This is a genomic window from Paenibacillus ginsengarvi (assembly GCF_003626695.1).
Taxonomy (GTDB): Bacteria; Bacillota; Bacilli; order Paenibacillales; family NBRC-103111; genus Paenibacillus_AB; species Paenibacillus_AB ginsengarvi.
The window spans coordinates 344,025-362,021 of sequence record NZ_RBAH01000002.1 but is presented as its reverse complement, the minus strand read 5'-3'; the positions used below and the strand labels follow the sequence as shown (position 1 = coordinate 362,021).

Below are 17,997 nucleotides of genomic sequence, written 5' to 3'. Positions count from 1 at the left end.
ATACGGAGATAGCGCCTAAGAGGAAACAACGAAGACAATCTACCTATACGTTTTTTGCTTCTGCTATAATGTTATCATGAGCCGGCGGGACCCCCGCTTTCTGCAAGGGACATGAACTTGATTGGTTTGACAAGGGAGTTGGAACGGGATGCAAAAATGGCGCATGGAACAACTTCTTCCGCAAGTACTTATTGTGACGAGATGGAACAATAAGAGCCAATTTCAATTCCACAAAGACAGCAATCTGCTATGGACCTTGTTCGTCATTGAGAAGGGCAGCCTTCGTTTTCGGATTGCGACCAAACAAGGCATTGCGGCTTCGGGTGAACTGCTGCTTTGCCCGCCGGATATCCCTTTTGAGCGGGAAGTACTGGAGCCTTTGTCCTTTCTGTCGATCTACTTCCGATTATTCACGCCCGATGGAGATGAAATTCGGGAAGATCAATCGCTCTTGCCAGGCATGGCGGGCAAGCTGATTATTCAGGACTGGGGCCGCGTACTATCTTCCTGTTCCTATATGGAACGATGGCGAATAGACAAGGATGAGCTAGGCCTGCAACGCAAGCGATTGCTGCTGCAAGACATATGGCAGCTGCATGCGGTGGAGAAGGAGCAGGGAAACCAGGGCGGCCACATGCCGCAGCCGGATGCTCTAATGGAACAAGCCGAACAATGGCTGCGGGACAATCTGGCCTCCACTGTCAGCATCAGACGTATTTCCGATGAGCTTGGACTTAGTCCTGTACAATTTACCCGCCGGTTTCGCTCGGTCTACCAGGCAACGCCGTCGGATTATCTGGCCGCCTTGCGTCTCAGACGCGTATGTCGGTTGCTCACCGAAACTACTATGACGCTTGATCAGATCGCTGCAAAATGCGGTTATGAAAGCGGGCTGTACGTTAGCCGCATTTTTTCCAAAAAGATGCAAATGAGCCCTTCGCAATATCGCAAAGCGCATCATTTATGAGCAAAAGCGCCTTTAACCGGTTTGTCGGTAAAGGCGCTTTTGTCCGATTGATAGATGAACGCAAGCTTATTTGATCCGTTCCGCTTCGATTAATTTGTTGATCGCTTCATCCGCTTGGTTTAGCGCCGTAATGACATCCATGCCGCCGGCAGCAAATTTATCGAATTCCTTTTTCAACAAGCTTTCGGCTTTGGAACGGTACATGGAGGCAATAGGATACGGCACCGGCTTGCTTTTAAAAATATCTTCCACATGCTTGCCCGTAAGCGACGGGACGTCTTTGCCAAATTCGGCCTTCACTCCCGGACTGCGCAAGGTTGTGATAGCGCCTCCGCGGGTACGCTCGGTCTGGTATGCATCGGATGTCAATACGTCCAGTACTTGCATCGCCGCTTCCCTATGCTTGCTCGTCTGTGTGATGATCGCCACGGATACGCTTGCATTCCCATACGTATTTGGACGTTCCTTGAAGCTCGGATACTGCGTTACGTCCCAGTCCATGCCTTCTTTTTCGGCATCCGCCAATCGGCCGAAAATGTTCAGTTGTCCTAACATGGCAAGCGTCTTTGTTTTTGTAAATTGATCCAGCGGCGCGCCTACCGGCGTATTGCCCGGAATGTCGTACATTTTTTTAACCAGCTCAAAAATCATCTTCCATTGATCCGACTTCACGGAAGCTTTCTCTGTTCTGTAGTCTACCGCCGCAATCGACAACGGCTGCGAAATCCAGATCACTCCGCTGCCGGGGTCGACTCCGCGATATTGCACGCCGCCTTCTTGGCGTGTCACGCGTTTGGCCAACTCGTATACGTCGTCCCAAGACATGCCCGCCTTCGGGTAGGGCACTCCAAACATATCGAAGATTCCTTTGTTATAAAACAACGCATGAAATGTCGTTTCGTATGGAAGCCCATATATAGCTGTGCCATCCACCGCGTTACGTATATCGGCCATGTAATTGGCTTCGAAACGCTCCTCGGGTACGTTCACTTGTTTCATAAGCGGGCTCAGATCATAAAGTAGTCCTTTGTCTTTGTAGGATTTCAGGTTGCCGTTGTAAGTGAAAACAAGGTCCGGAATCATATTGCTTGCAAGCAGATTGTCCAGGGTGCCCGAGTTTGAAGTAAGCATATCCAAGGTTATGTTCGGATACTTCATCTTAATATGCCGGCGTAAGGATTCCGCAAACTGCTCGTCGTACGTCCCGTCTATCACCGCCGTTACGGTTACAGGCTCTTGCTCCTTTACCGATGGCGTCGAACCTGCTCCTTGTCCTCCGTTTGCATCCTTGGGCCCACTGCAAGAGCTTGCAAGTATAACACATAGTACCGATGCCGCCATAAGTCTGGTTTTCATTCTAAATCCCCCTAGAAATAATAGTTAACGTTAACAATCTAATCGTATTCGAAACCGTTTTCATTTCCTATGCACGCATACTTCGTTTTTCATGCACTCTATTTCATTTCTCTGCAGAGCGATGGTTGTCAGCAGAAAATAGTTTCCGTAACGACAATGAGGTCAACCAGAAAAATCTGGCTGACCTCATAAGTCTAAATTAAAAACGCCCAGTCTAGTTCTTTATGTCCTGTTGACAATGCGCCTTCCAAACAACGGGGGGCGGGAGGCAGACCTCGCCGCTTAGAACGGCCCGGTCTCCGGCAAGATGTCCCAACTGTTCGGCTTGCGCCCGGATTGCTTCGCGCAGAAACTTATATTCCCTCCAGCCGACATACACCATGTAAGCGGGCAAGACAGCCTGCATCTCGGCAAGCAGCCCATCGAACGCTTCCAAATCCTGCTCCAGCCGCTCGCCGACGGCGCCAAGCCCACTCCGCCCCGCAACGGGGCCGCCAGCGATCCGTTCATAGGCGCGAACGGCATCAACAAGCCCTAGCAGTGCATCGATCAGCCCGATAACCCTCCTGCATTCGAACCGAATGACCTCCAGCTCGTATTTCTTGCCCGCTGCCGGGCTGCCTCGCTCAAAAGCCAGCAGCGCATTGCGGGCCAGCGTGCGCGTCACCCTGAATGCTTTATGCGTACCGTCCGTTGCCAGAACGCTTCGGATGATTCTTGCCGGATAGGGGCGGGAAGAATCGGAATTGCCCGAAAATACGCCGATTTCCAGCAGCAGCACAAATGTGGACGAATATTCGAACAGCCTGCGCATCGCGCCCATGCCTTTGGCCCAGCGTTCGGTCTCGTCCGTGACGATCCAGCCGGCATACTGGCGGTCATAATCGGCGATATCCCTTTTCCTCGTATTCCAGCTTTTCTCTGCCAGGCAGGCCGTATTCCTGCGATAGCTGGGCGAATACAAAGCATAGGCTACCGCGCCACGGAACGCATGCTCGACCCCTTCGTTGATCATGTTTTCAATGTTGTCCACATTGTCTTGATAAAACATGCCCGGCAACCAGCCCGTGCTCGGCGCTGCCCAGCCTTCCGCGCCTCGAACCGCTTTGACCGGAAAAACCGGCATGGTGTAGTTCCACCATTGAATGACGACTTTCCCGGCAAGCCCGTTTCTCTCCAGAACCGCCTCGAACGATTCGTCGAATCCGGTCAAACTGTCGGCCATATCGTGCCAAACAATCACCTTTTCCATTCCGTTATCGAGCACATACCGCCCGATTTCAACCAGATAAAGCTCCAGTAGCTCGCGAGGGGAATGCTTTTGCAAATCCGTCTTGCACCAGCGGGATATTTCATCCATTCCAATATGAAACCAAGTTTGCCCGTAAGGCAGCATGTAACGATCGATTACCCGCTTGAGTATCCGTTTCAGCATGGGAAACGTGTCCGGATGCGTCAGCGAATAGCCCGATCCTATCGCCTCCCCCCGCTCATTAACTGCCGAAATGGCCGGGTACAGTCGGGGCAGCAGCAGGGAATGACCAGGACCGTTGAATTGAGGAGCAACGCGGATGCCCCTTTCCACCGCGTAAGCGATCAGCTTTCCCAGTCCATCATCCTCGTATAGAGCCGGCCGGTATGTCCGGGTCGCCGTTTGCTTGGATATCGGGTCAAAATACTGGATCTGTCTGTCCGGCATCAGTTCTTCATGATCGAGAACCGGCGCGAACAAAAATTCGGAACTGCTGTTGGCATCTGTCGGGTAGCGATTTGGCCAGCACCCGTATATACCGACCACGAGCGTATTCAGTTTGAAGGCGACCAGTTCGTCGACCATCGCCTTCCAGTCGTCCAGCTTCATCATATCGGAGCCCCAGAAGCATTCCGCAAATATTCCCCGCACCGCAAGATCGGGCTCATCCTCGATCTCCACAAGAGGCATACTCAGCAATTCCTGGGACGTCCCAACCTGAAGCAGTTGAATCAACGTCTGTACGCCGTGCATAATGCCTCTCGGCGATCCGGTTATGCGAATCTCCGTATCACCCGAGACGAGGCTGTACCTTTCCGATTCGGTACTCAGCTCCGTTCCTGCGGCCGTTTTCGGGGCAGTCGCGGCTTCCCGTTCAACTGTCGTTTCCGAAAGCCATATCCGGTAAGTGCGTTCCCCTTCAGCATTCGCATGCCCCTTGGCATCAAAGTCCGGCGCCGCAACTTTGCCGCTCCAATTGTTTGACAGCCATGCGGTCAGTTGGCGCGAGGCCGTTTGTGTCACGGGAGCCGCCCGCTCCTCCGCTTCCACGATCACGGTCCGGCTTTTGTCCAACGAGAGAGTTCCGTGATAGCGCATCTGCTTCGGCGCCGGTATTAAGGTAGGAACCGTATTTGCCATAATGACCTTCCCTTCCGTTCAATCGGTAACTATTCGTTTCTCCCTCCGTACGCCAGTCGTCCTACATGCGGGTCTCCGCCGGCGGCAAGGAAGCTTGCCCTTATCGTATTAAATTGACCCTTCCTTGGCTATGGCTAATTCCTTCATGTTTTATGCACTCTGTTTCACGTTCGCCAGCGAGGCAGGCAACGCAAAATTCCCCCCAATCGAATTGACCTGAAATGTAGGGCGCAGACGCTCAAACAAAAAAACTTCGGCCAACTAAGCCGAAGTTTCGCTTCAAGCGGGCATCGTTAACAGATGCACGTTTTCTTTTTCTTGCCTACCGTCCCCCGCTCCTCTACCTTGCGGATGTACTCGGTGGCCAGCGGCACCTTGCAGGCCGTCTGCCCGACATCCACCTGCACGCTGCCGATCTGCTCCGCTGCGGCAATCGCGGTTTCGTGCAGAGGCGCCACGTAGGCGCCAACCGCAATGACGAACCCGTTCATCGTATAGCGCACCCGATTCCGTTCCTCGTGGATCGTCGCAGCCACTTGCCGCAAAAGCTGTTCGATGCGCTCCAAGTCAAGCCGGTCGTCAGGCGTTATCGATATATAGTTCGCATAGGTGCTCCAGCCGCAGGCGGCGATCAATTCCTCGGGGGATTGTATCCATTCTTCGGCGAGCTCAGCGGCGAACGGACTTTCCGCAGCGACCCAAGCGACCGTGTATTCGGCCGGCGTATACCAATTGGCGGCGCTCGCCCAGCTTAGCAGCATTTCCTTGCTCGCCGTCTTCGGGTCGACGGTAAGTCCGGCCAAATACATGGCGTCGCTATTTCCGGTTTCGTATAAAGCGCGAGCGACTTCCTGGTTCCTCTTGACGTCCTTGACCAGCTTCTTCATGTCCCCGACCTTCACTCCGAACAGAGGCTCTTTCGCCCCATGCCGAATAAACGTCTTTTTCGTTTGCTCCGATCCCATGTCTTCGAGCTTGGTCATGATTTCTTCCAGCGTTACTGTCATTTCACACATCCTCCTTGAACCCCAATGTTCATAACCTTATGGTATACGAAAAAACGAAAAGAAGCGAACACCGGTCGAACCGGCATTCGCTCATCCTTGAAGTACTTCGCTGGACGTTTTTCTTATTATTTCTGTTGCTGCGCAGCAAGCGCCAACTGCTGGTCGATCGTATGGGCCGCCTCTGTCAATATGGTTTGGATAGCCTCGCTGGAAGGAGCATCAAGCGCGCTCGTGATGATTTGCTTGGTCATAAACGTAGGCAAGTAAGGATTTCGATAGGCAGACGGCGTAATCCCATAATTCAGCTCTTCGAGAAATACCTTGATTACAGGATCGGCAGCCTGACTGAGCTTCTGAACGGCAGACTTGGACGTTAACAATTCCTGACGCGACCAATCTTTATGAAACCCGCTGTCCGCATTCAGAATAACATCCTTGATAAACTTCCAAGCCAGCTCCTGTTGTTTCGAAATCGCTGCGATAGACAAGGTTTGCATGCTCACGCTGTTTACTTTTTTTCCTTTTTCCAGACGCGGCAACGGTGCGACTGCTGTTTTTCCGGCTGTTGCCCGGTTGGTTTGCTCTAAAAAAGAATACATGCCGTATGGCGCTATGCTCATCCCTACATTGCCATCCCACATTTCGTATAAAGTGGGATTTCCCATGTTTTCCACGACCTTAATCGAGTTATTCGTTTTCTTATGATGAGCCAGCAGCGCAAAAGCATCCGCGATCGAACGACTGTCCAAATAACCGCTGACCTTGCTGTTGTCCGGCGATAAGATACTGCCGCCGCTGCTTTGCACCAGCGACTCTATAAACGTGAGTTCGAACGGTATCGCGCTACCGAAAACCTCTTTATTAGCCACAGCATTGGCAGCTTTGAGCTTGATGGACAGGTCGAAGGATTGCTCCCAGGTCCAATCGCCGCCAGGATAGCTGATTCCCGCCTTATCGAACTCCTTGTTATAATATACGCCTAGCGGTGCCGGCGACATCGGGATGCCAATCAGATTCCCTTTGGTCGTCGTTGCCATTTTGGTGAGAGATTCGTACAGGTCATTGATATCTGTTCGATCCGTTTTAACTTAAAAACCGAGAATTCCCCGACCTTTAAACTACCCTACTCACGTAGTGAGCGTGTAGTTGGGGGATGAATCGGTGCTCTTCGTAATGTTCTTTGTTATCAAAAATGGGAACATGCATTCCCTTTCTTGTGGTATAATCTGGTTATGGGGGGGGAGTGCATGAATAAGGCTTATCGGTTCCGCATCTATCCTACATCGGAGCAAGAGACGATGATTCGTAAAACATTTGGCTGTGTCCGGTTTCTCTACAATCAGATGTTGGCGGAACGTAAGACCCCGTCCGAATGGGATCAAACGGATGCCGAGCGACCGAAGCGGCAAAAGTTTCGGACACCGGCAGCGTTCAAGACGGAGTTCCCCTGGCTTCGCGAAGTAGACAGCCTTGCCTTATGCAATGCGGAGCTGAACCTGAAGTCGGCTTTCCGGCATTTTTTCCGAGATAAGCGTACCGGATACCCGAAGTTCAAGAGCCGGAAAAATCCGGTGCAGAGCTACACAACCAACAATCAGAAGGGGACCATACGCCTGGAAGCGGGTGGCAAACATGTCCGGATTCCGAAGCTCGGCGAGATCCGAATCAAGCTCCACCGCCACATTCCGGAAAGCCATACCATTAAGTCGGCCACGATCAGCCGCAGTTCTAGCGGGAAATACCATATCTCGATCCTGACTCATTATGAGACCGAAGAAAAACCGATCTTCCCCCATTCTGACAAGGTACTCGGTTTGGACTATAGCTCAAAGTCCCTCTATATCGACCATACGAATACATCTGCGGACTATCCGAAGTACCTCCGCAAGATGGAGATTCGGCTGAGGAAGGAACAGCGAGTGCTCTCCCGAAGAAAAACGGGTGGCTCCAACTGGCACAAACAAAAGCTTCGGATCGCGCGACTCCATGAGAAAGTAGCCAATCAGCGGAAAGACTTCCTGCATAAAGTAAGCAAACAGCTAGCCGAAACCTGGGAGGCCATCGTCGTGGAAGATCTGAATATGAAAGCCATGTCGCAATCGTTATCGCTCGGAAAAGCAACGATGGATAACGGCAATGGCCTGTTCAGAACGTTCCTGGGCTATAAACTGGCCGATCGGGGAAAGCGTCTGGTTCGAATCGACAAATGGTTTCCCTCCAGCAAACGCTGCGGAGCCTGTAACAAGATCAACAAGCTACTCACGCTGAAGGAACGCGTCTGGGTGTGCGAGGGCTGCGGCCGTATCCACCTAAGGGATGCGAATGCAGCCGGGAACATAAGGGCCGAAGGATTGAGAATGTTAGGCCTTACTTAGAGGAAGAGAGAACCGCCGGACTGGCGGGGATAGCCCAGTAAGGATAACTGCGATTGCAGGTAAGTCCTGGGAAGCCCCCACTTCTATAAGTGGTGGGAGCATGTCACAAAAGGAGAGTAAATCGGCATACATTCCCGCTTCAGTCATGAGCGGATAAAACGGGGCGAATATAAGATCCGTCTGCTTGCCTTCCTTCAATCGCGCGTTCAAATCTCTCTGGTAGCTTTGCCCGGAGAGCTTTTCAATAGTGATATGAACGCCTGGATTTTCCGCTTCAAATTGTGTGGCATACTTTTGAAACGTATTAATTCGGTATTTTACGGAAGCCGCCGTATTCTCCGGCATCACAAGCACTAACTCCTGGTTTTTCGTTTCGTCTGCATTCACGGTCTTATTGCTGTCCGTCTTCTTGTCGTTCGCCCCTGAGCACCCGGATAATAAAGCAGCGCATAACATAAAGATCGCAGCCGTTTTTTTCATTCGTTCCACTCCCCCCAATGATTCATTTCAAAAGAACGACCCTACACCTCTATTTCCCTATCCTGTCCTTCGTGCTCGGTAGTCCTCCCCTAACGGCAAATATAAAAGCAAGAACGGCAGGTAGGATCAATGCAAATACAAATAGAAGCAGTCCCATATTGTTACTGTATTCACCTACTTGGGTCATTCCGGCGATCAAGAAGTACATGTAAACAAACGTATTGATTACAGTGAAAAAAAAGCCGATAACAAACATCCATATACGCCTGTTAGTCATGTTCCGCTTGAGCCCTGACAGGTTCAGCAGAAACGATGCGGTTACGCTAAGGGTTGAGGCAAAGGCAAGAGCGGCGCCGGCAAAGCCCGATTTGCTGGTCGCGGCGGCGAATAAACAAAAACCGAGAAGAAGCAACCCTGCCCCCCATATAGCCATATTGATTTTTTTCACTCGGCCTATCCCCCCCATAAAGAATAATGTCCCCCACTTCATTAGTACCAATTGTTCTCATCCAACCATCCATCAAGCTCGGAAGCTAATCGCGCCAGTTCCATCTGTACTTCCGCTTCCGAGCCCAGAGAAACAAGATGGTTCCACATATTTTTTGCTGGAGCGGCCATTTTGATATTGGGGTTGCGGTAAATGACTGGCTTGACGGCATGATTCAATTCGTCTGTGAATACCTTCCAACCCGGCTCGTCGTTCAGTTTAAGCTTGTGAATGGAAGAACGGGAGGTTAGTGTTTCCTGTTTGGACCAATCCACTTGGAATTGGCTTTCCGGATTAAGGACAATATCCCTCATGAACCTCCAGGCCAGTTGTTGCTGTTTGGAAGCTGCGACGATGGACAGAGCAGCTTGGATTCATATCGCATTGGCCCGAACTCCGCTCGCCAGGCGGGGTAGCGGAGCGACTCCGATCCTTTCTCTGAGCTTCGGGTTACGGGTAAAAAGCAAATAGTTTCCGATTCTCCCGACGCCCATTCCCACATGGCCGGAGGCCATTTCTCTAAAGATTGCACCAGTCCCACTGCGCACCTTTTTGACGACATCTTGGTTGTCCATCTCCTTCCGCAACAAGGCGAACGCTTCGATGACAGGCCGGCTATCCAAAAATCCGGTAAAGCGGCTATTGTCGGGGGACAGCGTGCTGCCGCCGTTGATTTGGGCAAAGGATTCAAATAAATCTGGGATGATCGGAACTACGCTACCGTAAATCTCCTTCCCCTGTGCGGCGTTTGCCTCTTTCAAATGGACCGACATGGCGAAAAATTGTTCCCATGTCCACTCCTCCGTCGGCTCGGGCAGATTCGCCCTGTTGAACCAATCTCGGTTGTAAAATACGGCCAGCGGTTGAGGAGACATCGGGATCCCTGTTAATTGTCCGTTCTCTGTCATCATATCGGTTAGCGATTTGAATAAGTCGTCAGGAGTTATTCCATCTTCCTTATAAAAGGGAAGCAGATCGGCAAACAGGCCCAGTCTGCTGATTGCGGTATCATAAGGCCAAAAGACGAGGTCTACGGCGTCGGGGCCGCTTATTCGTTCCAAAAATTTGGCCCCCTGGAAATCGGATATTGTCATTGTAGCAATGGTAACCTCTATCCCTGGATTGGCGGATTCGAAAGTCTGTGCACATTCGAAGAACGTGGCTAGTCTGTACCTGGTTAAGCCATCGTCATTGTCGGGTACAAGGATCGTCAAAGAGCCTTCTTTCGGACTTGGCTGTTCCCGGGTTATTACAGCTCCTGATGAGTCATGTGCATCATCCATATACTGTTCCATCAAGAACATCTTCCACTCCGCCTCAAACTGGCTCGGTGTGCGCCCGAAGATGGATTCGAGGTTGCCCAGGTCTCGAAGCAAGCGTTGGAGGGCGTCCCAGCTATATCGAGTCACGATAAAATCAATCAAGGTGTAACTTAATTCGCGGCCTCCAATCTGTGAAAACTTAATTGTCGTGTCAATTACCCGCAAGTAGGTAATCGAAGGGAGTTCACGTTGTCGATAAATGGAGGTTACCCGACTTCGTACTTGCTCACGGGACCATATTTGCCCGAGATACTGTCCTATCCCATGTAGAAGAAACGTAGGTATTTGCGGGTTCAATTGCTTGGCTAACGCATTACTATACAGAGCCAACGAATGCCGGACGATACCGTGATAATTAAAGCGCGGACCCGGATTCAAAGGTGAAACGATCTTCACAACGTTCAACTGGCGAAAGCTTCCGATGAATGATTGATTAGGGGGATAAGCTCCCGGGAATATCGACTCTCGATCGGGATAAATTTCATACGCTATTTTGGTGTGCGGATTGAAATTTAAAGCTGATGTAATGCGCCGGAAGTTTTGACGCAAAATGGACGTGAAATCGTCGGTCACCTTCTGGAATTCCGGACCGCTTTGCCCAGTCTCCAGCATATTGACCATATGAATATACTGTTTAGGATTGAAGGGCGCTGCGATGTGCCAGTTTTCCAGGTCATGTCTCATTTTCCCCAGGCAGCGGTACATCCTGTTTTTGATCATGCTTTCATTTAATTTCAACAGCTTGGCGATGTCGCGAAAGGAGTAGTCGGCAATATAACGCAAGGTGAGAATTTCCTGATCGAGCAGATCCAGTTTGTTGAAGGAAGTACCGAGATCAATTTTGAAATCCACCTCCTTCGTGAAGTCAGTCGTTATAAATCGCGAAAAGGTTGTCTCTTGACCTACCGGCATTTCTTTGGTGCGATACGCCCTCTTTGCATCGTTTATCATGAGGTTGGAGGCAATGGAATACAGCCATGTGTACAAACTCGACTTGTTCTGAAACGAGTTCAGCGACTGATTGGCCTTGAGAAACACCTGCTGCGTCAAATCCTCCGCTTGATCGATCCCGGCTTTGTAGGCAATATACCGTTTGATGCGATCATAATGCTCCAGTAGTAGGTCATTATCGTGCCAATTCACGGACCGGTAGCACCTCCCAGCTATGTTAGACAGTTCAGGATGGAAAAAAGACACAAGTTTTTTATAAATTTTTATCCGCTCGGGACGAATGGGTTCTGAGAATTTCTGAACATGCAAATAGGCCGTCGATTCACTTTGGCACCACGGATCTAGTTCGATTGTACCAAGCAACCGCTCTCGAGGAAATAGATGGAAAAATGCAATAGCGGCAGTCCTGGACTGAAAAGAAAGTCCTAAACTGCCGCATTATTTAACTCTTGCGGATCGCTTCCTTAAAAGGATAAATTATTGGCCATAGACGTGGCTGTCCCGTGGTCGCTAATCCCGTTGGAATTATAAAGAGGTGTGCCGAAAATAAGTTCATTGTTTTGAATCAGGTTGTAAAGCTCCGTTGCGGCAAAAACGGCGATTCCATTGGCCGAGCCGTATCGGACCTCGTACACCGAGGTCGCATCCGGAATGACCGCCCAACTTGTGGAGACACTCGCCACTTTTAACGTGCCGTCATAAGAGGAGATTTTCCGCTTTTGGCCGTATCCCGTTCCGCCCGTTATGTAGACAAGCATGTTATTGTATTCGCCGGTGGTTGCGGAAGCCGAGTCTGCCAAGGCGATGGAGCTTGTCGTTCCCGACTTCACGGTCCCGGCTTGCTTCAGCCTGTTCCGAATCATATTGCCCTGCAAGCTGTTATAGCTGGAGCCCCCGTGATCAGCACGTCCGAGCTGTTCGGGGTATCCCCGCACTCATCGATTACATTGCCGGCAAACAGACAATAATTCGATTGATTGAAACGAAGACTGTTGGACTTGATGTTGAAAAAGTTGTTATTTGTGATCGCGACGGAAGCGGAGGTGTTGATGTTTAGCCCCCGCCCCGTACTCTTTGAAGCTGGGCCTCTAGTTGGAACCTACAGCCGAATCACTTTTCGGTAACACGTATAGTCTCCGCCGATATCCGCTTTGTAGTTGTCCATCATGTCATTCGGCGAGCGAAAATAGGTCGCGACTGGCATATACCCCATTGCAATACCCGTTCCTCCACAAATAAAACTGCCTCCGTCGGCTCCTTTTAACAGGCATGGAGCGTCAACAACCTCATATTTGTATGGATCATAGGCAATATGGAGGCCGAACTGGTTGGGCTGTTCCATGTCATAGGGCGTTCCTTTCAGCGCCGGATCTTCGAAATAACGAATATGCGTGTCATACGGAAAGCTGTCTCCCCATCGCCATAACGTGCGAGCGCCGCCGCCGCACAGATACTCCCACTCATCCTCCGTTGGGAGCGAGCAGCCTTGTTCCTGCAGCGTTACAATGAGATCGGCGTATGCAATTGGCTTGTACTCCTCGACGACGGTTCCTGAGCTTGATCGGGTCAGCCGCAGCCGTTTGTTTGTAATGGATATCCTGTTCGGGGAAGCCTCAAACGCCTCAATATCTTGGCGTCGCGTCACCATCACTTCGCTATCCGGATCGACCAGGTGCCAACCGATTTCATGCAACTTCCGTTCCACCAGCATAGGCTCGACTGTTACCGTTCGTACAGGCGACATCATGCTCTGGAGAAACGACGCGAGATCCGGAATGTCATACTCCTCCATCACCTGATCCAAGTCTGCTAGCGTATCTACGTCAAGCCCGTCCGCAAACGACTCCCATCCCAGTGTAACCGTATCTCCCGGAACAAAAACAAACTCGGCTCCATCCAGCTCGTAAACGGCCGTTTCGGTCCGCATACCGAAACGTTCAAACGATTCCAAACGTTTAAACATGAGACCTGTGCGTCCCGCAGCCAACGATTCCAGCAATTCGTTTCGCTGCTGCTCCGTCAACGCCTCGTATGCTTGCCGATACAAATTCTCCATCATCTTAGTCCTCCCTTTCCGGTCCGGATAGCCGCTTCAATCCCACCAAAACATCCATATATCGTGGCGGCGCAGATAGGATGCATATTGTCCGATTGAATCAAAGGTCTCCAGCACATATTGGCAAAACAGGAAATGCTCCTTCGCGAGCTGCAGTGCCGCAGCATCCGTCGCAGGGCGTTCGCTGACACGAACGACCCAAGTATCCTGGGTGACCACAAGCGGAACCATCCCGTATTCTTCCTGCCAATGCCGGAACAGCACAGCTTGTTCCAAAGGCTGGGGGCATTCATTAAAGCCGCCCATCGGCACGATCAGCGGCGCATACTGCGATTCACCCGCAGGCAGCGTCAAAAGCAGAAGCCCGTCTTCCTCCCGATCCGCGATCCACGACAAATCAATGTCCGGATGCGTATAAGACGTCTCGCTCCACTGCTCCTCCAGCATCTCATGCCCGTCCCACACCGAGACATAGGCCGCATAGACGGCTTCAAAGGTGGCATACGTTTCTTTCTCGCGCGGCATCTCATCAAGGGCGTTAAGAAACGAATGAACAATACTGCTAAACGCATCGAGCTTCGTCATCTGCTGGGCCTGCTCCAATTTCATCGCAACGCAGGCAACAAACGGCATTCCTTCTTCCATCGCCTCGTCCATCATCTCTAGGATGTTGTCGCTCGGCAGAACAAGCAATTGCCGATCAGCAGCTTGTTCGCTCCCTGGCAAGGGCAACTGCTCCGTTGTGATACGCTGGCATCCATACGGCGACAGCAGGGTATCAAGCGGTTCCACATCATTTCCCTCCTCTGCATACTGCGTTAGTTGTTATCCTTTTATTGTAATGTTGCACGACTCACGTGCGCATCGTTCCATCCTCCCAATTTCGCGACTGCTATCCCAAATACATAGAAGAAGCCGTATGTTCGTCCTTTTTCGGAAAAGGCGTACACACGGCTGTGGCCGGACTGTTAAAGTTCTGTTTTGGACATGTCGCGTGCCGTTCGGTCAAGTTCCTGACGAGAATCAGGCTTGCGTCCACGCTCCTTCGCCCAATTGTCTCCAGGCTCCCTGGATGTACATGAATTTTAGATACATAAACTGATGCAAGGAACTGCTTCCCAGAATGGAAGTGGTAAGCGCCGTCAATTTATACACGGAGTCGAAAGAGACGGTCATCCCCGTTCCGCCCGTATTTCGCAGCACCATCTCCAAAGCCATGCCTTCTGTCGCGACGGAAGGAGCTTGAATGCTAGTGCCGGCAGGATCGGACAGGGCCAAATAAAACGGCGCTGCGCCGGCTTTATTATTATCGGGCGTATAGGTCGCGGACGTTTCGAGGACGATGTCCTCCCGGTTAAACTGCTTAAGACCTGTCGCTGAAAGTACCTTGACGTCCCGGTTAACACGATAACGCGTCAGAAATCCGCTGTCGAACGGAACTCCCGTTCCTTCGATGATCGGATTCACGATACTGCATGCCGCAATGCCGCCGTATCCGGTTATTACGTTAAAAGCCGGCTCGGTACCGTTATCCACGGTGATGTTCTCGAATCGCACGCTATTAATGGCAACAAGCCGCAGAGCGGTCAAAACATTCTCGTTGACGCGCTTGACACGATCGTTTTGGCTGACGAAACTGATGGCGTATCCCGGATATTGAGCCGCCCCCGCAACCGTTAAAAAATCCATCACATTATTGGCGCTGACGCATCGTTCCGGCTCGTCGATTCGCAGTCCGGCGCCGCCGGAGCACTCATTATGGAAAAATTTTATACCTTTAACCGGTTTCCTGGTGGCAACGGTACTGGCAATGGAGTTGAATCTGACTCCTACGCCTCCGTAAAATGTACATCCAAGAACGGACCAATTGGAAACCTCGGAAAATGCTCCGCCGTCATCTTGCGGTTGATCGTAACGAACAACGAGTGTCGATGACGAAGGATCAACGGGATCGCCGATTTCGCTATCCGTGATCGACCCGTTGCTACTGTTCAAAAAATACACTTCATGGGTAAGACCCGTGGCTACATATCCATTTTTGTGACTTTTGATTCTTTTGATGGATACGTTATTGCTTATGCCGCTAACGCCGGTAAGCACATTCCCGGTCACTTCCGTGTCAACTACGGTCAATGCGCTGCATGTATACGCTTGTATGCCGCTCGCCCCTCCTCTTGCGTATACCTCATAGATTCTCACATCGCTGCAACCGTCGAAACGTATACAAGCCGCAGAGGCTAAAAAACCGGGCTTGGTTCGGTCGACCGACCCATAAAATCGCGCTCCTTTCATTTCAATAACGCCGGTAATATGTTGACCATGAAAAAAGTTGTCCGTATTGTTCAGGGATGTTCTCCTGAAGCATGTTCCCATAGCGATATGCTTCGCGGGCTTGCTGAGCGTAATACTCCCGTCCACCCTGACATCGCCGGGACTGTAAACAATCGTGGCATCGGGTTCGGCAAAGTTGACGGCATGTTGGATTGAAGAGGTGTCGTCTGTCGTTCCGTCCCAGATTGCCCCAAACCATTCCGGTTTAATGATGTTTGTAGACCGCTCTCTAACCCAACACCCGCTTGATCCTGTCGGATCCGCATTCGAGGGGGCATAAATCCCCATCTGCGGATCATTAGCCACTTCGCCGCTTTTATTTAGCGATGTCCAACGGAATAAGCCGGCACGGCCCGTAGTGAAGAGGACCGCGGTATTCCCGCTGCTCATTCCCGAGAGTGCGCGCAACTGCGCAATCGTTTCGACTAAGTAGGGGTTGTTAGGCGAGACGAACGGTATTTTCCGGTCCATTCCATCGCGAATCTCCGCATCACCGTCTTTTCGGCCGGTCGGCTCTTCGTTGCCCGGGCTGGCATAAGTTCGCATCAATCCGCCGGTCGCAAAAGTGGCGCCGATTAGGCCAAAGGAAGCGATCAGCTTTCTGCGGCTTAGCTTCTTGCCATATCCGCCTCTTTCGCTCGCATTAGGTTGTGAATCCATGCTTAACTCTCCTCGCTTTTTTGTTTTTCCAATAGCCCGCCACGCTCGGGTCGTCGGGATGTAGCTCCATTCAAAATGTAATCGCTTACAAATTCTTGCACAAGCCAAATCTGCGATGAACCTGCTGCGGACGGCTTGCCTGTCGAGATGATCGCGGAGAAGTCAGCGACTCTACCAACCGGTCCTACTCCCTGTGTCAGAAAAGCCGAGGACGCCTCTTCCGCATACAGGCGCTGGCAGCAAGCCGGGACCAGCCGTGACGATCTTTGATCCAACGACCGGCTTCACCTCCTTTTGCTCCCAAGTATAGTCGCAATTACCGGCAGCAACAATCAAGTAAGCGGACATCTTTCGCTTGCGAGTGTCCCGTTTCGGTATGGGGCGGTCCATTACAGCATCCCGGGACTGCATTCGTTTACGGCAGAATGTATTTAATCAGCACGCCGCCGACTTTGTCAGTCACGATGCTTGGTGTCTTTTTCCACAGTTCGATAAAGAAGCTGAAACTCTCCTGATCGGGCGGACCCTGCTCAGCCGCTCCCCCGTTGTAAACGAGATAGGTCAATTGCTGCGGCTTCGCGCCCCACTTCTCCTTGGATTGATAGTGGCTAGAGCCCGCCGGGGAACGGCCAAGGTCCAAATACTTCATGCTGCTGCGGATACCGAAGCGGACCGCCTCCCAGTACATGAAGTTATTCAAGTACTTGTTGTTGTACTGTATCAGGGTCCCCCCATACGGGTAGTACAGCGTCTCGTTGCTCGGGCTTGTCAGCAGCAGCATGCCGCCGATCACCTCTCGCGTCTCTTTGTCCAGCACCGTAAGCAGCGTGCTGTTGTCCGGCAAACACTCGAAAAACAACCGAAAAAAATGCAACGGCTCCGCCGGCGACCCCAACTGCTTCATTCGCTTCACATACACGCGGTGAAACGCTTCCAGATGGCTATGGTCGAACGAAACGTCGAACCAGTCGTTCTTGTATACTTTACGAGTATGGTTACGGTTGCTGCTAGAGGAAAGTGCCAGCACCTGCTCCTCGTCGTCCGCGAGTGGGAGAACGAAAGTAAAGTTTTGCAGACTCGCGTGCCACTGCGGATCGCTCACCTGCTGCTCCTTTAGCCGCAATTGCACATAAGCGAGCTTCAGCTTGTCCTTGAGGCCAGCCGTGGCGGCGACGGCGAAATGAAACGCGTCATCGCTGTCCGCACAAACGTCCACGTAGTTGACGAATGGCAGCGACACGCCTGCCTTCTTCAAGCCGAGGTTACGCCCGATGACGAGCGGCACGAGCGCATGAATGCGTCCGGCCTCATCGATGGCGGCATGGTAGCCGCAGGTGTAGCCGTACGCCCGCAGCAGCACGTCGCGGAATGCCGTCGTATGAAAGACGGTGCCCTTCGCAAGCGCCAGCTTATCCCATTCTGCTTGCATGCTTGGTTCATAAGCGATAAATCGTAACATAAGCGGTTTATCCTTTCAGCCAGAAATTGACTCCGGCCATAATGAACATACAGCCGTCCCATTTCATCACGGTATGATTGAGTCTCTTTTACGGATGCGGTACCCCGACTATTGTCTTGGGAAATACTGTTCCCGGGTCCGTTCTTTGACGGCA

General features: G+C 51.5%; 15 protein-coding genes. 2 read left to right on the top strand and 13 right to left on the bottom strand.

Going from position 1 to position 17,997, the window contains the following annotated elements; all coding sequences use genetic code 11:
- Window positions 1-148 precede the first annotated feature (148 nt).
- Window positions 149-967: a helix-turn-helix domain-containing protein gene (locus D7M11_RS04715; protein ID WP_120746009.1), complete on the top strand. Its 819-nt coding sequence runs from the start codon at window positions 149-151 to the stop codon at window positions 965-967.
- 66 nt (window positions 968-1,033) lie between these two features.
- Here D7M11_RS04715 and D7M11_RS04710 read toward each other — a convergent pair whose 3' ends face one another.
- The 4 genes from D7M11_RS04710 to D7M11_RS04695 form a co-directional block, all read right to left on the bottom strand.
- A complete protein-coding gene (locus D7M11_RS04710; RefSeq protein ID WP_120746008.1) occupies window positions 1,034-2,323 on the bottom strand; it encodes an ABC transporter substrate-binding protein in 1,290 nt (429 codons plus the stop codon).
- Window positions 2,324-2,537: 214 nt separating this feature from the next.
- A complete protein-coding gene (locus tag D7M11_RS04705) occupies window positions 2,538-4,715 on the bottom strand; it encodes a family 20 glycosylhydrolase (RefSeq protein ID WP_120746007.1) in 2,178 nt (725 codons plus the stop codon).
- A gap of 293 nt (window positions 4,716-5,008) precedes the next feature.
- Window positions 5,009-5,722: a DNA alkylation repair protein gene (locus D7M11_RS04700; RefSeq protein WP_120746006.1), complete on the bottom strand. Its 714-nt coding sequence runs from the start codon at window positions 5,720-5,722 to the stop codon at window positions 5,009-5,011.
- A 125-nt stretch (window positions 5,723-5,847) separates the two neighbouring features.
- Window positions 5,848-6,759, bottom strand: a complete 912-nt coding sequence (locus D7M11_RS04695; protein ID WP_120746005.1) for an extracellular solute-binding protein — start codon at window positions 6,757-6,759, stop codon at window positions 5,848-5,850.
- Window positions 6,760-6,969: 210 nt separating this feature from the next.
- Between D7M11_RS04695 and D7M11_RS04690 the strand changes: the two genes are divergently transcribed.
- Window positions 6,970-8,097 carry an RNA-guided endonuclease TnpB family protein gene (locus tag D7M11_RS04690; protein ID WP_120746004.1) on the top strand — a complete coding sequence of 376 codons (1,128 nt, stop codon included), beginning with the start codon at window positions 6,970-6,972 and terminating at the stop codon, window positions 8,095-8,097.
- Here the strand turns inward: D7M11_RS04690 and D7M11_RS04685 are convergent.
- The 9 genes from D7M11_RS04685 to D7M11_RS04640 all read right to left on the bottom strand — a co-directional run bounded on the left by D7M11_RS04685 (window position 8,083) and on the right by D7M11_RS04640 (window position 17,843).
- Window positions 8,083-8,577: an extracellular solute-binding protein gene (locus D7M11_RS04685; protein WP_120746003.1), complete on the bottom strand. Its 495-nt coding sequence runs from the start codon at window positions 8,575-8,577 to the stop codon at window positions 8,083-8,085. The two genes, D7M11_RS04690 and D7M11_RS04685, sit on opposite strands and share 15 nt — an antisense overlap.
- A gap of 49 nt (window positions 8,578-8,626) precedes the next feature.
- Window positions 8,627-9,025: a hypothetical protein gene (locus tag D7M11_RS04680; protein WP_147433394.1), complete on the bottom strand. Its 399-nt coding sequence runs from the start codon at window positions 9,023-9,025 to the stop codon at window positions 8,627-8,629.
- Between the two features lie 41 nt (window positions 9,026-9,066).
- Complete coding sequence (locus D7M11_RS04675; RefSeq protein ID WP_120746001.1) at window positions 9,067-9,378, bottom strand: hypothetical protein; 312 nt, start codon at window positions 9,376-9,378, stop codon at window positions 9,067-9,069.
- A gap of 60 nt (window positions 9,379-9,438) precedes the next feature.
- Window positions 9,439-11,529 (bottom strand): extracellular solute-binding protein, encoded by a 2,091-nt coding sequence (locus tag D7M11_RS04670; protein WP_147433393.1) that lies wholly within the window; start codon window positions 11,527-11,529, stop codon window positions 9,439-9,441.
- Between the two features lie 272 nt (window positions 11,530-11,801).
- Window positions 11,802-12,200 (bottom strand): hypothetical protein, encoded by a 399-nt coding sequence (locus D7M11_RS04665; RefSeq protein WP_147433392.1) that lies wholly within the window; start codon window positions 12,198-12,200, stop codon window positions 11,802-11,804.
- A 236-nt stretch (window positions 12,201-12,436) separates the two neighbouring features.
- Window positions 12,437-13,396, bottom strand: coding sequence for a formylglycine-generating enzyme family protein (locus tag D7M11_RS04660; protein WP_120745998.1), 960 nt, complete (start codon window positions 13,394-13,396; stop codon window positions 12,437-12,439).
- A gap of 33 nt (window positions 13,397-13,429) precedes the next feature.
- The gene (locus D7M11_RS37225; RefSeq protein WP_240040952.1) at window positions 13,430-14,185 is read right to left on the bottom strand and encodes a DUF4253 domain-containing protein; all 756 of its coding nucleotides are present in this window, start codon (window positions 14,183-14,185) and stop codon (window positions 13,430-13,432) included.
- 231 nt (window positions 14,186-14,416) lie between these two features.
- Window positions 14,417-16,384, bottom strand: a complete 1,968-nt coding sequence (locus D7M11_RS04650; protein WP_120745997.1) for a right-handed parallel beta-helix repeat-containing protein — start codon at window positions 16,382-16,384, stop codon at window positions 14,417-14,419.
- 415 nt (window positions 16,385-16,799) lie between these two features.
- Entirely contained in the window at window positions 16,800-17,843 is a 1,044-nt protein-coding gene (locus tag D7M11_RS04640) for a GNAT family N-acetyltransferase (RefSeq protein ID WP_120745995.1), read from the bottom strand.
- Window positions 17,844-17,997 lie beyond the last annotated feature (154 nt).

Excerpts from the sequence above, each read along its gene's own strand:
- D7M11_RS04705 (WP_120746007.1), bottom strand. The coding sequence starts at position 4,715 with ATGGCAAATACGGTTCCTACCTTAATACCGGCGCCGAAGCAGATGCGC.
- D7M11_RS04660 (WP_120745998.1), bottom strand. The coding sequence starts at position 13,396 with ATGATGGAGAATTTGTATCGGCAAGCATACGAGGCGTTGACGGAGCAG.
- D7M11_RS04650 (WP_120745997.1), bottom strand. The coding sequence starts at position 16,384 with ATGGATTCACAACCTAATGCGAGCGAAAGAGGCGGATATGGCAAGAAG.
- D7M11_RS04695 (WP_120746005.1), bottom strand. The coding sequence starts at position 6,759 with ATGGCAACGACGACCAAAGGGAATCTGATTGGCATCCCGATGTCGCCG.
- D7M11_RS04715 (WP_120746009.1), top strand. The coding sequence starts at position 149 with ATGCAAAAATGGCGCATGGAACAACTTCTTCCGCAAGTACTTATTGTG.
- D7M11_RS04665 (WP_147433392.1), bottom strand. The coding sequence starts at position 12,200 with ATGATTCGGAACAGGCTGAAGCAAGCCGGGACCGTGAAGTCGGGAACG.
- D7M11_RS04700 (WP_120746006.1), bottom strand. The coding sequence starts at position 5,722 with ATGACAGTAACGCTGGAAGAAATCATGACCAAGCTCGAAGACATGGGA.
- D7M11_RS04675 (WP_120746001.1), bottom strand. The coding sequence starts at position 9,378 with ATGAGGGATATTGTCCTTAATCCGGAAAGCCAATTCCAAGTGGATTGG.
- D7M11_RS04690 (WP_120746004.1), top strand. The coding sequence starts at position 6,970 with ATGAATAAGGCTTATCGGTTCCGCATCTATCCTACATCGGAGCAAGAG.
- D7M11_RS04710 (WP_120746008.1), bottom strand. The coding sequence starts at position 2,323 with ATGAAAACCAGACTTATGGCGGCATCGGTACTATGTGTTATACTTGCA.
- D7M11_RS04640 (WP_120745995.1), bottom strand. The coding sequence starts at position 17,843 with ATGTTACGATTTATCGCTTATGAACCAAGCATGCAAGCAGAATGGGAT.
- D7M11_RS04685 (WP_120746003.1), bottom strand. The coding sequence starts at position 8,577 with ATGAAAAAAACGGCTGCGATCTTTATGTTATGCGCTGCTTTATTATCC.